The following is a 16,337-nucleotide window of genomic DNA, read 5'->3' on the forward strand; positions in this document are numbered from 1 at the left end:
TAGAAAGCGTAGCCTAATCATGGTTGACCCAATGGTGTCCTCCAGTCCTGCCTCCGGTGGGCGTTCTTCTGTGCAATCTGAATCATCTGCTTCTCACCTGCGATCTGGAGCTGAGCCACACCCACATGCTGCGCTCCAGCTGCAAGGTTTGGGTAAGTCCTACGGCGACAAGGTCGTCGTGCGGGATATTAACCTTCGGGTTCCGCGCGGTAGCTTTTACGGCCTCGTCGGCCCGAATGGCTCGGGTAAAACTACCACCGTGTTGATGGCTACTGGCCTGCTGCGCCCCGATACCGGCACCGCGTTGGTGTGCGGGCATAACGTGTGGGGTAGTACGGCGGAGGCCAATGCTGCGAAAGCCGCTTACGGGCTGCTTGCCGACGGCTTGCCCGTTTTTGATCGTCTATCCGGACAGGAATACTTGCATTACCTGGGCCTTTTGCGTGGCATCGATGAGCCCACGGTGGCGCAGCGCTCTCGTGAGTTGCTGGATGCGTTGGACCTGGCTGATTCTTCCAGCAAGTTGATCGTCGATTATTCCGCAGGCATGACCAAAAAGATCCTGCTGGCCGGGGCACTGTTGCACCGCCCGGACATTCTGATTCTCGACGAGCCTTTTGAAGCCGTTGATCCGGTTTCTGCGACCACCATCCGGGAGATTTTGCAAGCCTATGTTGCCAGCTCCGGCACGGTGATTATGTCTTCGCACGTGATGGAAACCGTGGAAGCGTTGTGTGATCACGTCGCGGTGATCGGCAAGAACCAGGTGCTTGCCGACGGCACGTTGGATGAGGTGCGTGCTGGTTCTAGCTTGAGCGAGCGTTTTGTGGAACTGGTCGGTGGGCGTCATCTGGCGGAAGGTTCACTGGAGTGGCTGGCTGGTGCGGGACAGAAGAGCTCTAGTGCCGACGACGCCTCCGATAGCAATAAGGAGGCGCAGCAGTGACCCGCACAGCACCAATCACCCACACAGCAGCGACGAAGACAGCAGCGCAACCGTCGCTACGAGTATTTACTAGCTTGCACTGGAAGTTGTGGAAGCGGCATTTCAGTACGAATACTTCGCAAATTTTCATCGCCATAATAGTCGCGTTCTATTCTTTCCTGGGGCTGGTTGGCCTCGGCGCATTTACGGTGCTGGGAGCCGCTTATGGTGATTTCATGCCCATGATCTATAGCCTGGCGGCGGGCACGGTGGGCTACTGGCTGGCGGCGTTGTTCATGCCGGCCGGAGAGAACCAAGTTGATCCTGCACGGCTGGCGGTGCTGCCGCTCACGGAAACAGTGATGTTACGGGGCGCGGCGGCGACCTCACTGTTGACGGTGCGGGGCGTGCTGGCGATTTTTAACTCGTTGGTGATGATCGTGCTTGGTGCCGTTGGCTTGGTGCAGCACGGCAGTGGATGGGGCATTGCGGTGTGGATACCGGCTGTGCTGGTTTCACTGGTGATTACGGTTGCTGGTGGGGAAGCCTTGGCAAAGTTGCTGGGAAGCGTAGGAAACCGCAAGAACAGTGAGAAAGCTGCGATGGCTAGCGCCTTGGGCTTCATCGTGGCGATCTTCGGTTTCAACGTTGTTGTCAATGGCAGTTCGGAATTTTCGCTGCCGTGGGATACCTTGCTGGGACTTGTGGCATGGACTCCGTTTGGTGCGGCACCAGGTGTGGCGGTCGCAGTGCTGCAGGCTCACTGGGTAACCGCGCTGGTACAGGCAGCAATAGCAGCAGTGACGGTAGCGGTGGCGTGGCGCATGTGGCGCTGGGCGCTGCGGCGTAATGCGCAGACCGTGACCGGCGATTCCGGGGCGGCAGCCACCGGGTCTGAGGCAGGAAGTGTCTTGTTGCCGGGGGTGCGGGCGTCGGCAAGCGGGGCAGTGTTCTCTCTGACCTTGCGGTATTGGCGCCGCGATATTCGCTTTACCTACAGCCTGATGGTCATGCCACTGTTTTTGGTGATGGTGCTGGCACTGGGAGCGACTAATGGTCAGTCTGGTATGGCCTATGTCGCGGTGCTGTTTTTCGTGTTATTTGCAGCGGGTATGACCTCGAATGCGTTGGGCTATGACGGGCCGTCGAACTGGGTGCACATGAGCGCTGGACTGGCGCCGCGCACGTTATTGTGGGCACGCACGCAGGCAGTGTTGCTGCTGACTCTGCCGACCTTGGTGATATACCTGGTAGTTTTGGCGATGCTGGGTACAGAGCTGACCACTGTGGTGGTGCTCGCGGTGATCGCGGGCTCGGCGGTGCTGCTGAATGCGGGGTTGGCGGCGCTGTTGGCAGTGTGGAATCCATTTCAGGTTTCCGCGCCGGGCACCAACCCGATGAAGGATAAATCGGGTTTTTCCGTTGGAGCGCTGATCATGATGCTGGTATCTGTGCTGATGGTGTGGTTACCGCTCGCGCCCGGGATCATCATGATGATTGTTGGCATGAACCTCGGTGATGGTGGTGTCACACAGTTGTCTGGCTTGCCGACGCTGTTCTGGGCTGGCGTTGCTCTGAGTGTGCTTGTTGCGCTGGCTGGGCTTTGGCTGGGGCATGCTGCGGCCGCGAAGCGTTTGGAAAAGCGGTGGCCGGAAGTTTTTGCTAAGGTGCGGAATTTTTATTAAATCTGCGCGGGGATAGCAGCTTTCTACAGCACAGCAGCTTTCTACAGCACGATTTTTCGGGTGACCGGGCTGATCACGGAGGTGATGGGCCCGGTTTTGTTTTGCCGCATGTCGTGGCTTTTTGCTGGGGGCATGCACAGGTTTTTAGTGGTGAATGAGCATGGGTTAAGCAGGAAAACCAGCCTTGTTGCAACCTATTTTCAGGTAGGTTATTTTTAACTAAACTCATTGGGAATGGGTTTCAATAAGAAAGGTTTTATTAGTGAAAACTTCAGATTTCTCGCGTGCCTACGTGCGCGCACAGGGGCGACGTTTTACGGTGCCTGGATCGCGTCGTTCGCGGATCCGTCTAGCGGTGGCAGTAACCGCGGCGTTGAGCACCGCGTTTGCTGGTCTCCCGGCAGCTTCGGCAGGCCCTGATGATGGCAAACTCATTTTGACCGAACGCCACATTGATTCGCCTTATGTGGTGAGTAAAGATGGGCAGTTTGATGCGCGTACTAAATACAATCAGATTGTCGATGGTGACTATGAGGCCACAACCGCAGCTTTTGCTGATTCTGCCCTGTGGATTGGTAAAGGTTGGGATGATGAAGCGAAAACCAAGCCGAAATATCAAATTACGTTGCCCGATAACGGCGATTTTGCTTTTATTGGCGAGCCTGGCGAGACCTACGTGCAAGCACCCAGTGGTGCAACCGGCAGCAACCACAAGCCGATTTGGTACGGGTTTGGTGCTGAGAGTGGCCTCGACGTCAGCAACGTGCAAAATGGTCGGGTCGCGCTGGATTTGATCGGCATCGACGGCCCTGGGGACATGGAACAGTACAATTACAACCCCAACGACGTTTTCAATCTTGCACGCGTGGTTGGCACAACGCAATCCTCTTCGCATTCTATCTCGATTAAACCTGCTGAGCACACGCACTTAAACACACTGTTTACTAAGCCGGGCCGGTATGAGTTGACCTATCGTGTGAGCTCGCGTACCAACGACGGCAAATTCATCACTTCAGAGCCACGCACCCAGGTAATTCAGGTTGGTGGACAGCGGCCACTGGATACCCCAACCGAGTCATTGGAAGATCGTTTTAAAAAAGCTCCACAAGGAGATGCTGCGGCAGCAAATTACCGGCTTACGATTGCTCCGAAATCCGAGCCGAAGGCGGGTGGGGACGATAAACTTTCGACGATCACCTTCGATGCGGGTAAGGAAGGCCTGAATGGTACTGTCACTTTGTTCGTCGACGGATATTTCTTAACGGACCTTGCCGTGGAAAACGGCAAGGCAACCTGGGATGAGCTGTTGAGCCCGAAGCAGTCGAATATTCAGGCTGTTTTCACCCCGGATACTGTGGCCACTGGTGAATCCACTGTTCAGGGCGCTGGTGAGGGTGCTGCGGCTGCTGCAGGAGCGGCTCCGCGGTGGATTTCTGCACCGCTACCGTATTCTGCTGGCGAGTCGAAAGAAACCACCAGTGCACAGCATGCGGATGCTTTGCCGAAGGGTAATAATAAGCGGGATCTGCGAACTCCAGAACCGGGTACCCAGTTGACCAGCAAAGATGTTGACGTACGTTATGTCTCCGGTGATGGGCTAACCGACACGTATTACGTAGAAGCCAAGGACCCGACTTTCCAAGGTGCGTTTACTGGTGGAGTCTATAGCACGATGAAAGATACGGAAGGTGGTTATGCTGACTTACCATTAGAAGGCGCTATCGTTAATGGCAAAGGCTTTGTGACGATCGATAAGACGTATGCACCACGTGAAGGCGTGCTGTTCATGAACGTTATTCCACACCCTGGTTATGGGCTAGCTAATGCTCGCGGGGCAATTACTGAAAAGTTTATCCGCGGTAACTCTTACGAAGGTACCGTGCATTTTGGTGAATCCCCCGGAGTACCGGAAAGCGTGCCAGGTGCTTCCGATGATGCTGGACAGCAGCCGCCTGCAGAAAAGCCATCTGAGTCTCCGGAAACGCCGGAGGCACCGGGGGCGCCAGAGAATCCAGGAGTGCCAGAAGGTCAGACTCCTTCACAGCAAGGGCGCGGGGTATGCGTCGGTAAGAAATTATTGGACCGGGGACATGTTGATATCTTGGCGAAGCACAACGCCGATGGGTTTGATATTAGTCTGAAAGATGATACCCGCCTGATTGACAAGAAGAGCGTGGAGCGTGCGCTGAACGAGGTTGCTTTGGTGGTGGGTGATAATACCAAGGAGACTCGACGGGCAGCCCACCAGGGTGCGGAGTTTGACTTCCTCGGCAAGCAGGATGACGGTTTTTACCATTTGCCACAAACACAGCGTCCCGGTGTGATTTGGCCAGGTTATAACACTGAAGCGATTGATTTTAACAAGATTGATGGGGACGTCTCGCTCAATCTGCAGCCGCGTGATGTGCCGGAAGGCGCAACCTGGGGAACATTTATCGACGGACGATTGGGAGAGGCGCCAACGGTCTTGTCTGATTCAACCAAGAATGATCATTCGATTGAGTCGAGCTTTGCCTCGCACACTCACATCCATTGGGGATTTTCCAAGCCGGGTGTCTATATCTTCGATGCTAATTACAGTGCGAAAGGTAAAGACGGTCGTGAGGTGAAGTCCGAAAGTCAGGAGTTTGTCATTACGGTAGGCAAGGATGCAAAGGAGACCTGCACCGCACCAAAGCCAGGGGCAGGGCAGGAAAACAAGCCAGAAAACGGTTCGGATGAACCCGCACCTGGAAAACCTGAGGGTGAGCCAAAGCCGCAGGCGCCAAAGCCCGGTGAGCCGGAAGCTCCGAAAGATCCGGAGACTCCGAAAGATCCGAAGCCGAGCCAGCCGGAAAAGCCGCAACCACCAAAGCAACCGGAAACCCCGAAGAAACCAGAGAAGCCGGAAGCTCCGAAGAAGCCGGGCAACCAATCCAAGCCAGGCGGTTGGTCACCGCAAAACTTCTTCTCGAATTTCAACCCAGTGCACCTGCTAGCACCAGTGTTGGGCATTGTGTTCATCGCGCGGATGGTTGCGCTGTTCTTCGAATTGCAGCCGCAGGTTGCAAACTTCTTTGCACAGGGCATCCCAGGGCTTCCGAAGTGGGGAAAGTAGTGAAGAGCTGAAACGCTTTCTCCACGTATTGGGCCTTTCTTCATAATTTCTGTATGACACACGGCAACCTTAAGCCTTGTTGCAAACTGCTTTCAGTTACGGTATTTTGACACCACTCCTGAAAAGCGGATTCATTTTTAATAAAGAAAGGCTTATGAGTCATGGCCCCACAGCTTCGTCGCTCGCGCGCGACAGGGCGGCGTAGTCGCAATATCCGATTAGCGGTTGCAGTTACCGCGGCCCTCAGCACTACTTTTGCTGGGTTGCCAGCAGCAACCGCTGGCCCAGATGACGGCAAAAAGATTCTCACCAGAGAACACATTGATGCGCCGTATACCGTGCGGGATGAAGCCGGGGTGTTTGACCTGTACGCACATAATAACGAGGGAGCACACAAGTTCTCAGAGTCTGCGGTATGGATTGGAAAAGGCTATAACAGTGACGGCGCTGATAAGAAGCAGCAGTATCAGTTCACCGTGGCTGATAATGAGCGCCTGAGCTATTTAGGCACCCCAGGCGACACCTACGTGTATTCGCCAGAAACGCCATTGGGAGGCCGACAAGACCCAGCATGGCTTGGTTATGGTGCAGAAAAAGACTTAAACGTCGACGATATGCTGAACGGCCGGGTATCGCTGGATCTTTTGTCGGTGGATGGCCCAGGCGAGGTAGAGCAACTGCAGTACCGGTCCGGGCAAGCGATCGATGTCCTGCGTCTTTTGGGTACTAGCGCATCGTCGCCACGTTCCATTTCGATTGAGCCCGGCGAGCACAACCACATCGGAACCGTATTTACTAAACCCGGACGATATGAGCTGAAGTTTCAGACCAGCGGTCTGCGCAAAGACGGCACTTATGTGGCCTCCGAACCACGAACCATGGTGATTCAGGCGGGCGGCCAGCAGCCAAAATCAGAGGCCACGAAGCCTTTACAGGAACGCTACAATCAGGCGCGCACAGCAAATCTTGCAGAGGCCAATTATCGTTTAAGCGTTGCGAAAAAAGCGGACCCGACTGTCGACGGTGACGATAAACTTTCCACCATCTCGTTCGATGCCGGAAACCCGGAGCTTTCTGGCACCGTGACGTTATTTGTCGACGGATACTTTTTGACCGACCTTGAGGTTGAAAACGGTAAAGCCTCCTGGGATGAATTGTTGAGCGCCCAAGAATCCAATATCCAAGCGGTGTTCACCCCGGATGATGAAACTTCTGCGCACTGGATTTCTGCACCGTTAGCATATTCCGCAGGCCAGGCTGGGGTAGAAACCACCTCGGAAAATCATGCGGAGCAACTGCCCAAGGGCAATAACCTGCGGACCTTCAACTTCCCGGCACCGAATACTGCGGTCACGAATGATGAGGTCACCGTGAAATACGTCCCCGGGGCTAATGGGGTCGGAGAAATCGTCGTCGAGGCGAAAGACCCGAAACTACAGGGGCTGATTACGGGTGGAATTTATGAAAATGAAGCTTGGTTAGAAAAAGGTACCGCAGACCGGGAATTGGCGGGCACTTTTCAGGACGGCAAAGGAACGCTCCGGTTTGGAGAAGAGTACCTACCGGACAATGCGCTCCTAAAAATCGATGTCATTCCACATGCTGGATTTGGCCGTAAGGCTGCATCCGGAATTGTCACAGACAAATTCAATGTTGGAACTAGTGCCGAGGCGACCTTCCGCTTGGGTGAGATCGATGGCTCGCTAGAGCCTGAGCTACAAAGACCAGGCCAAGGCGATAGCGGTACCGATAACTCGGGTGCACAAAACCCAGGCGCAGAACAGCAGGAACCGCCAAAGAACAACGAGCAGCAGGGCAGTGATGAGCAGGCTGGGCACCCAGTTTGTGAAGACAAGATCCTTCTCAACCGCGGTCACGTCGACATTCTGGGTAAGCGCACTAAAGATGGCCTTGATATTGCGTTGAAAGATGATACGCGGCTGGCGGCAGATAAATCTGTGGAACGTTCCTTGGAGGATGTCGCTTTTGTTATCCGGGACAATGCGAAACGGAAGCGCCCGGAGCAATTGAGCGACGAAAAGTATAACTTCATTGGCGAGAAAGGCAGTGAGTTTTACTATTTGCCGCAGGCTCAGGACAAAGCCGTCTTGTGGCCGGGGTACAACACCGAAGCTATTCCGGTGCAGGACGAATTCGACGGCCCAGTATCTCTGAACCTAGTTCCACGTGAAACACCGGAAAACTCCAGTTGGGGTGTGTTCATCGATAAGGGGTCTTTCGGAGGCGATCATGAGATTCTTGCCGACTCCACCAAACAGGATTATTCGATTGAATCTCATTACTCGGCGCACACCCATGTGCACTGGGCTTTCTCTCATCCGGGAATCTACACCTTTGACGCCAGTTACAGCGGCAAGACGAAAGATGGCACAGAATTGAAGTCTGATAGCCACGAGCTCGTCGTCACCGTTGGGGAAGAGGCATTGGAGACGTGCAAGACCGCTCCGGCACCGAAGCCTGATCAACCGGACCAGCCTGAGCAACCGAATCAACCGAGCAACCCGAACCAGCCGAGCAAACCAAATCTGCCAAGCCAGCCAGGCACCCCAGGCAAACCTGAAACCCCAGAAAAACCCGAGAAGCCAGGTGCCCCGGAAAGCGGCAAGAAGCCAGAATCTCCGAAGGATCCAGACAAGCAGTCCACACCAGGCAGCTCGTCACCAAAGGGCTTCTTCTCTAACTTCAATCCGGTTCACTTGCTAGCACCAGTTCTGGGCATTGTGTTCATTGCCCGCATGGTCGCTCTGTTGACGGAATTGCAGCCGCAAATCGCCAACTTCTTTACTTCAAAAATGCCAAATTTTCCCGGAAAGTAATCCTTCATGACCGCACTGAAAATCCAGTCACCTAGGCAGGACGTGGCTCGACCAGCGTCGGCACGACCGGTCTCATCGCAGCCGGTACAAAAAGCCACCGCGTTGCTTGCTGCCTTAGTGCTGTGTTGGGTAGCCGCGTTTGCTCCACGCGCCATGGCCCAAACTTTTGACCGTGGGCACGTTGACGTCTTCTACGTGACCTCACATGGTGGCGAACTCTCGTTGTCGATGAAAGAAGACATCACTGGTGGCGGAGTACAACGACCTGGCGACGACGTCGTCCTGCACGTCAGCGATGCTGCCTGGTCGGAAGCTACCGCAGGTGTCGATGGCATCGGCCAAGCGACGTACTTCCTGCCACAGTCACAAAACCATGAGGTGATCTGGCCGGGCTGGGATACCCAGCCGGTTGCAGCCGACGGCTACCAATCCATCGATTTCAACTTCCAAGAGGTTTCCGGCCCCGGCGAAGTCTATATTTTCGAAACCGAAGGTTTCGGTGGTATCAAATCTGTCACCGATGATGGCTCATATAACCTGCGTACCGGTTCTGTGATCAACCAGCCATACCCAGCGCATAAGCACATCAACTGGGCATTCACCCACCCGGGTACCTACCAGATGACGGTGTATGCCAGTGCCAATGGGCAATCCAGTAACGCGGTGACTTATACCTGGCAGGTTGGCGGGGAATCCGGCGATGCACCAGCGCCTGCTGCACCCAGTGGAGGCCAAGCAGGTGGCCATGGTGGTGGACACAACAGCGGGGCAGGCCACGCAGGCAACCACCCTGCAGTTCCAGCTCCGCAGGGTGGCGGGGGAACTGCCCCAGGCCCACGTGCTGGTGGGGCACGCCCAGGCCCAGCACCGAAGGCAGCGCCACCGGCTGGATCATCCGGCGGTTCGTCGTCGGCAAGCAATTCCGGTGCCGGAAACGCACAATGCACCCCGGGCCTACAGCCGCAGATCAAAGACGACACCACCAGCCCGGCACAATGGCGTCCTGCACAAGGCGCGACGTTCTACTTGTCGTCGAATGCCGAGGTAAACCTACCCAGCAACGTGGGCACGGTGCCACAGGGTAAAGCTTGGATGATCGGAGCCACGCAGGTTGCCGGTGTTCCGTGGCTGGGTGCCAATACGCAACACGAATCGATGCACGAACACCTGGCATCCAGCGTGCGCTGGGATATTACTGGGTTTAGCGGACCAGGCCCAATGACCGTGTACTCACAAGGCCAATTGGGGCAGATCGTAGGTGAAGAATGGTTCCGCGCGGCTGGTGGCGGATACCAGGGCAGCAAAGCCATCCCGCGCAACACGCACGTGCACCCGAACTGGGTTTTCGGCGCGCCGGGACATTACCAGGTCAACATCACCCAGTCCGCGCAACTGAACAACGGCAAAAAAGTTTCTGGCAACGCGACGATCAACTTCGTGGTTGGGGGCAATAACCCTGGCGGAGCTTTTAGTGACGGCCACTTCGACCTGGGTGCGGTAGTGAACCCAGAAGGTGGCGAATGTGCCGGCGGTGGAGTTGCCGGTGGAGGAGCAGCCGGCGCTGCCGGTGGTGCAGGTGGAGACGCGGCTGCTGGCCAGGGGCTCAGCGAAGAAGAACTCGCCGCGCAGGGCTTGGCTGCCGACGGCACTCCGCTAGCAGCCGGTGGTTTTGGTGCCGGATTCGCCGGGCAGGATTCAAAGTTGTTTAATATCGCTGCGATCGTGCTTGGTCTGGGGCTATTGTTCCTTGGCATCGCGGCAGCACATTATGCCGTGAAAAAGGCTAAATCTGCAGAAAACTCTGCAGAAAACACCGACGACCCCGGCGATGGTTCTGGAGGGCCTGGAACGGATGGTCCGAAACCACCGCAATCACCACAGCCACCACAAGCACCGCAGACCGCGATGATCCCGCAGGTGTAGTACCGCAAACCAGCTTGTAGAAAGATTGAGTATGAAACACCGCCGCACCTCCATATCCGCGCAGCGCACTGGCGTTGCGCGGTGGTCTGGTAGCAAAAAACTGGGCTTGGGCTTGGCTGCAGCTTTGGCGATCACGGTGACTGCAGGTGGTGCCTATGCTTTCAGCGGGGCAAACGAGACTACGCGCACGGTGGGCGCAGCGCAGAATGAACCGCACCAGCACCGCCTGCAGGTTGTGGCCACCACGCCTATTCTCGCGGACCTGGTTTCGCACGTCGCTGGCGAGGACGCACAGGTAACCACATTGATTCCGGCAGGCAAAGACCCGCACGATTTCGAACCGACCTTGCGCACTGTACGTGAGGTCGCCTACGCGGATCTGGCCTTTGCCAATGGTCTGTTGCTGGAGCCACCTGCGCTCGCGGAGACGCTACGGCAATCCACTTCGGGGGAAGTCGTCGAAGTGGCTGACCTTTCGCCGTCCTACGGTGCAGAGTTGATCCCGTTGGTGGAAAACGTGGCCCTGGATGCGGTTTGGTTGGGTTTGCGCGTCCAAGGCGCGGAGCAATCTAACTCAGTGAAATTCCGCATGACTGATGCGCAGGGCCCAGGCGATGTAGCCGCCTATATCGTTTCGACGTTCGGCACCCCGGAACAGATCTTCCCGTCGGATTCCGGCATTGATCTTCCCGCAAATGCCCACACGCACGTGTCCTGGGCATTTAGCGAACCCGGTACCTACAAGCTTAGTTTCGCGGCCCAAGGGCAGCCGGGTACCGAGGCAACACAGGAACAAACCATCACTGTTGCCGTCGGCGTAAACCCGGAAGAAGGCGCCCACGTTATCGATTCCGGTCACGTCGATATCACCGCAGATCTAGCGAACGGCACCATCAGTTTAAAAGACCACGACGCCCACTTTGATCCGGAAACCACCGTGCTCGCGATCCCGTCGTCGACGCTGCAAGCCATTCCCCCGGACCCGGCCTATCGCTTCCTGGGCCGGCCAGGCGCAGAAACCTACTTGCTGCCGCAAGCAGTGCTGGGCAAACACCTCCACGGTGAAATTGATCCCCATCTCTGGCACAACACCCGCAATGCTCGAGCTTACGTCGAGGTTATTGCGGAAAAACTGGCACAAGCCGACCCGTCGAACGGCCACCGCTACCAGCAGCGCGCCGAGGAATATAACCACCAGGTCCAGCTTGTCGACGAGCAACTGCACGCAGCCTACGACGCCATCCCGGAACACCGTCGCCACCTGGTCACTACGCACCATGGCTACACCTACCTTGAGCAGGGCTACGGCATTAATATCGCAGGTTTTGTTACCCCGAATGCCTCGATCGAGCCTTCCCCACGCGATGTGATTGCTCTGCAACGCACGCTGGACAACTTGGATATTCCGGCGGTATTCGTCGAGCCGAACTCTGCTGCCTCCACTTCTACATTGGAAGAAACCGCGCGCCGGGCTGGGGCACAGGTGTGCACGATCTACGGTGACACCTTGGACAAGGATGTGCCGACGTATTTAGATCTGATGCGTTTTAACGCGAATGAAATCAACCGATGTTTGGCCAACAACCCGCCCCAACCAACCCCTCACACCAGTACAGATTCGAAATAACGAAAAGGAACTCTCATGTCACAGAAAACTTCGGTGCAAACTTCCCGCAAAGCCGCACTGCGCGCTCGTGCTTTTGGCGTAGCACTCGCTGCAGCCACCAGTATCGCTACTGGGTTTTTCCCGGCGACCCAACCAGCAGCAACAGCGCAGGGAAGCGATCTCTCGCAGGTGGTGAGCGGCGATGAAGCAATCGCTCCGGAAGGCGAAAAAGTGGTCATCGAATCCGGGCACGTTGATATCGGTGCGATGGTGATCGACGGCGAATTAGAAATTTTTGCCCGCGATGATCGGAACCATCCACCAGTGTGGCGGCACTTAGACGACATTGTCTTCCAGCTGCGCGAAAACTCGGTGCAGACTCTGCCCGATAACGATGATTTCTCTTTCGTCGGCGCCGGTGCGAATGAACCAGCTTATGTGGTGCCACAAACTGAAATCGTGGATGTGCCGTGGTTGGGTTGGAATACCCAGTCCCCAGCTCTGACAGATAACGTACAAAACGGTGTGACCATGGATTTTGCGGGACATTCCGGTCCGGGTGAATTTGCATTATTCCTACAAAACGGTGGTTTCGAAGCCCCCGATGTGCTCTGGTCGACGGCTGCTGGCAAAGCTGACGACTTTTTTGTAGAACTACACACCCACACCCACGCGAACTGGACGTTTACTGACCCAGGTGTGCATCAAATTGGTCTGCAGATTTCTGCTACTACTAACGATGGCCAAGAACTTTCTGCACAAGAAGCCGTGACCTTCGCGGTTGGCGAAGGGACCGACCCTGCCGAGGCACACAATGCAGTCTTTGACTGGGAAAATGCCTCCACCGGCTCTGGTGGCTTCCACATTTCTTGGTTGCTGGTCGGTGGCATCGGCATCGTAGTTGTGCTGGTAGCAGTTGGCGTCATTAGTCGCGGAAAGAAGAAATAAACATGCACCCGCTTATTTCCGTCGACAAGCTGCAAGTTTTCCTGGGCGGGCGCCAGGTAATTAGCGATGCCGCAATCGAGATCGCTTCCGGTGAATTCATCGGCCTGCTCGGGCCAAATGGTGCAGGAAAAACCACGTTTATGCGCTCCATTTTGGGGTTGGTCCCGGTGAAATCTGGGAATGTGCAGGTTAATGCTTCGATTGGCTATGTGCCGCAGCGGCACGACGTCGCCTGGGAGTTTCCCTGGAACGTTCGCAAAACTGTGCTTTCTGGGCGCACCGGTTTGATCGGTTGGTTTCGTCGTCCAGGCGCTGAGGATCACGATGCAGTGGAAGCTGCACTTGAGCTGACGAACTTGCAGGATCTAGCTCAGCGACCAATTGCGGAGCTTTCCGGTGGGCAGCGGCAGCGCGTGTTGTTGGCGCGCGCTTTGGCTACCCGCCCGGAGGTGTTGTTTTTGGATGAACCATTCACGGGGCTGGATGCGCCGAATACGGAGGGGCTATTAGATTTGTTTGCGCACTTGAGTTCACAGGGCACGAGCATCGTGATGTCCAGCCACAATCTGGCTGAAGCCGTGCATACTTGCCACCGCGTGGTGTTGTTTAACAAGGGGATTATGGCCGATGGGCCTGCCGACGAGATCCGCGCGAACCCACAGATCTGGTCCGAGACCTTCGCCGTCGCACCAAGCTCGCCGCTGCTATCTGCGATTGGGGTGGGGGCTAATGCCTAATTCTGTGATTTCCTTTCCGGAATTCCTGATGGATCTCGCGAACCCGCAGCTGGATTTTCTGGCGCGTGCAGTGGCGATTTCCGTGATTGCTGCGATTACCTGCGCCGTCGTCGGCTGCTATGTCGTGTTGCGCGGTATGGCCTTTATCGGTGATGCGGTTTCCCATGCTGTGTTTCCGGGCCTGACCATCGCGTTCGCCCTGCAGGTTTCCGTACTGCTGGGTGGTGCGGTGGCCGGTGCGGTGGTTGCGATCCTGATTGCGTTGTTCTCGCAGCGGCAAAACGTCCGCGAGGATTCCGTGATTGGTATTTTCTTCGCTGCTTCCTTCGCGGTGGGCATGGTGATCATCTCCCGCACTGAGGGGTATACTGCCTCGCTGAGCAGCTTCCTCTTCGGCTCGCTCACTGGTGTTTCCAGCACTGATGTGTGGTTAGCCCTGGCGGTATCCGTACTGGTCTTGGCGACGATCGTCGTCATTGGCCCACAATTGAACGTGACCTGCCTGGACCGCGAAACCGCGCGTGCCATGAACATTCCGGTGCTGCTGATGGACATCGTGCTCTACCTGGCTGTCACCGCGGCGGTAGTGATCTCGGTGGGTACCGTCGGTAACATCCTGGTGCTCGCGCTGCTGATCGCGCCACCGGCCACCGCCCGCCTGATCACCGCAAACTTGACCACGATGATGGTGCTTTCGGCAACCTTCGGCGCGCTGGGAAGCTTCTTTGGGCTTTATATTGCCTGGGCATTCGATCTTCCGGCTGGCGCCAGCATCGTGCTGCTCCTTTCGGTCTGGTTCTTGGTGGTTTGGGCATTGATGCCGTCGATAAGAACCCTGCAGACCAGCAGAGCAGCGCGGGTGAGCAGACAGACAGCCAGCTAAAACGACTAATCAACATGAATAGCCAACCAGCTAGCTAAACCAGTCAGCTAATTCACAAAAATTAAAAATTACGAAATTTTATTTCTAACTTCCTTGGGAGGAACCATGAAATCCACGAACAGTGTGCACCGTATTCGCCGTTCGCGCAGCCCGCGCCCGTTCTCGAAGACATCCTTGAGCTTGGGTTTGACCATCGGCTTGGCGACGGCTGGCCTGGGCGCTGGAATGTTGGCGCCGTCGGCAAGCGCCCAAATCCACGAAATCTGCACCGCGTCGGAAGGTTGGACGCCGGATCACAAGATCACGCACGGCCACCAGGACATGACGGTTCTTTCGGGAAACGGATTAGAACCTGCACTGATTGATGATTCCTCCGGCGAGTCGTTGTCCTATGGGTCTGGGCGCAGCGTAGTTGAGGTCTCCAATGACCAGCATGTGAAACTCGATGCTCTGGGCATCAGCGGGCTTCCCGACGAAGGCTGGTACCTGCCACAAACGCAGTTACCCAACGTTCCATGGCTTGGTTTTTCCACGATGTATCTGGGTGACCACCTGGTGGAAGGTGAATCAGTGTCGATGAACCTGAACCTGAAGCAGGGCCCTGGTCGGATGATTGGTTGGCTTCCGGAAGGTTTCGGCAGCAACAAAATTGTGCTGGATTCCGACGATGCGGACGACGCCTGGCCGATCCCGTATAACACGCACGTGCACACCGGATTCGTGTTTGAAAAAGCCGGTGTGTATGAGGTGGGATTTGAATTCAAGTTGCCACGCGGCGGAACTAAGACCTTGGACGTGATGTTCCTGGTTGGCGACTACGACTGTGCTGATCGCGGATCAACGAGCACCGGCACTAATTCTGGTTCGAAGAGCAAGGGTACCAGCGGGAAACCTAAGACCTTTGGTGACCACTTAACCGCGATGGAAAAAGAAATCAGCCAGACGGAAAAGGCGATCTCGGGCATTGAGAAGTCGGTGCGTAAACTCGTTGCGCCTTTCACCAAGGAAGACGACAAGAAAGCGCCGAAGCCGAATGCTTCCGGGAAGCCAGGCGCGCCGGGTGCACCGGGAGCGCCAAACGCTGGTAATAAACCAGCTCCAGCGAAACCAGGTCAGCCGGGTGCTAACGGGGACGCTAAACCGGCCCCAGCCGGTGGGGGACCGAAGCCAGCTCAGGCTGCACCGAACGCTGGTGGAGGAGCAGCCCCAGCACCTGCTCCTGCACCGCGTAGTGGTGGGGCGAACACTGGTGGTTCGAGTGCCGCAATAGTTCCTGCCAAGGCTCCAGCCCCAGCTCCAGCGCCAGCTCCAGCCCCGGCACCAAGTGCTGGTGGTTCCGGGGCAGCTCCGGGCCTGGAAGCAGCTCCGGTAGAAGGTGCTGAAGGCGCAAACCTATCAGGTGTCGATGGTCAGGGTGATGCATTCGCCAGTGCTGATGGTGCTGCACAGCGTGGTGCCACGAGCGCGAACTACAAGCCGACCTCGTCGTCGATGAGCTTCTTCTCCGGCCTGATTCTTGGTTTGGGGGTATTCGCCTTCGCGTTGGGCATCGGTATTTATGTTGTGATGTGGCAGCGTTCCCGCAACAAATAAGTTGTTGGGAGGCGAGTAGCTTGCTGGGCCCGGAAGTAACCGGTGGGAGCACAAAGATTCCTGTCTAAACCCGAGGCCTAAACCTGGGAGCTAAATCAGGGAT

10 protein-coding genes are annotated in these 16,337 nt (G+C 56.3%); all 10 read left to right on the forward strand.

Going from position 1 to position 16,337, the window contains the following annotated elements; translation table 11 throughout:
* The first annotated feature begins 19 nt into the window (after positions 1–19).
* Positions 20–946, forward strand: coding sequence for an ABC transporter ATP-binding protein (locus A5774_RS00765; protein WP_064833024.1), 927 nt, complete (start codon positions 20–22; stop codon positions 944–946).
* Positions 943–2,610 (forward strand): hypothetical protein, encoded by a 1,668-nt coding sequence (locus tag A5774_RS00770; protein WP_064833025.1) that lies wholly within the window; start codon positions 943–945, stop codon positions 2,608–2,610. Before A5774_RS00765 ends, A5774_RS00770 begins: the two co-directional genes overlap by 4 nt.
* Positions 2,611–2,872: 262 nt before the next feature.
* Positions 2,873–5,707, forward strand: coding sequence for a choice-of-anchor M domain-containing protein (locus A5774_RS00775; protein ID WP_064833026.1), 2,835 nt, complete (start codon positions 2,873–2,875; stop codon positions 5,705–5,707).
* A gap of 161 nt (positions 5,708–5,868) precedes the next feature.
* Entirely contained in the window at positions 5,869–8,544 is a 2,676-nt protein-coding gene (locus A5774_RS00780) for a choice-of-anchor M domain-containing protein (protein ID WP_064833027.1), read from the forward strand.
* Positions 8,545–8,550: 6 nt separating this feature from the next.
* Positions 8,551–10,467 carry a TIGR03773 family transporter-associated surface protein gene (locus A5774_RS00785; RefSeq protein ID WP_082936028.1) on the forward strand — a complete coding sequence of 639 codons (1,917 nt, stop codon included), beginning with the start codon at positions 8,551–8,553 and terminating at the stop codon, positions 10,465–10,467.
* Positions 10,468–10,498: 31 nt separating this feature from the next.
* A complete protein-coding gene (locus A5774_RS00790; RefSeq protein ID WP_021353345.1) occupies positions 10,499–12,094 on the forward strand; it encodes an anchored repeat ABC transporter, substrate-binding protein in 1,596 nt (531 codons plus the stop codon).
* A 15-nt stretch (positions 12,095–12,109) separates the two neighbouring features.
* The gene (locus tag A5774_RS00795) at positions 12,110–13,021 is read left to right on the forward strand and encodes a choice-of-anchor M domain-containing protein (RefSeq protein ID WP_064833028.1); all 912 of its coding nucleotides are present in this window, start codon (positions 12,110–12,112) and stop codon (positions 13,019–13,021) included.
* A gap of 2 nt (positions 13,022–13,023) precedes the next feature.
* Positions 13,024–13,758: an anchored repeat-type ABC transporter ATP-binding subunit gene (locus A5774_RS00800; RefSeq protein ID WP_064833029.1), complete on the forward strand. Its 735-nt coding sequence runs from the start codon at positions 13,024–13,026 to the stop codon at positions 13,756–13,758.
* Entirely contained in the window at positions 13,751–14,641 is an 891-nt protein-coding gene (locus A5774_RS00805; protein ID WP_021353342.1) for an anchored repeat-type ABC transporter permease subunit, read from the forward strand. The genes A5774_RS00800 and A5774_RS00805 overlap by 8 nt, the downstream gene beginning before the upstream one ends.
* A gap of 105 nt (positions 14,642–14,746) precedes the next feature.
* A complete protein-coding gene (locus tag A5774_RS00810; RefSeq protein WP_064833030.1) occupies positions 14,747–16,234 on the forward strand; it encodes a choice-of-anchor M domain-containing protein in 1,488 nt (495 codons plus the stop codon).
* The last annotated feature ends 103 nt before the right edge of the window (positions 16,235–16,337 follow it).

The sequence above is a fragment of the Corynebacterium sp. EPI-003-04-2554_SCH2473622 genome, assembly GCF_001665955.1.
GTDB classification, from domain to species: Bacteria; Actinomycetota; Actinomycetes; order Mycobacteriales; family Mycobacteriaceae; genus Corynebacterium; species Corynebacterium pseudodiphtheriticum.

What these genes read in the sequence shown, in the direction of transcription:
- A5774_RS00765 (WP_064833024.1), top strand. Translation starts at nt 20, where the DNA reads ATGGTTGACCCAATGGTGTCCTCCAGTCCTGCCTCCGGTGGGCGTTCT.
- A5774_RS00780 (WP_064833027.1), top strand. Translation starts at nt 5,869, where the DNA reads ATGGCCCCACAGCTTCGTCGCTCGCGCGCGACAGGGCGGCGTAGTCGC.
- A5774_RS00785 (WP_082936028.1), top strand. Translation starts at nt 8,551, where the DNA reads ATGACCGCACTGAAAATCCAGTCACCTAGGCAGGACGTGGCTCGACCA.
- A5774_RS00790 (WP_021353345.1), top strand. Translation starts at nt 10,499, where the DNA reads ATGAAACACCGCCGCACCTCCATATCCGCGCAGCGCACTGGCGTTGCG.
- A5774_RS00795 (WP_064833028.1), top strand. Translation starts at nt 12,110, where the DNA reads ATGTCACAGAAAACTTCGGTGCAAACTTCCCGCAAAGCCGCACTGCGC.
- A5774_RS00800 (WP_064833029.1), top strand. Translation starts at nt 13,024, where the DNA reads ATGCACCCGCTTATTTCCGTCGACAAGCTGCAAGTTTTCCTGGGCGGG.
- A5774_RS00805 (WP_021353342.1), top strand. Translation starts at nt 13,751, where the DNA reads ATGCCTAATTCTGTGATTTCCTTTCCGGAATTCCTGATGGATCTCGCG.
- A5774_RS00810 (WP_064833030.1), top strand. Translation starts at nt 14,747, where the DNA reads ATGAAATCCACGAACAGTGTGCACCGTATTCGCCGTTCGCGCAGCCCG.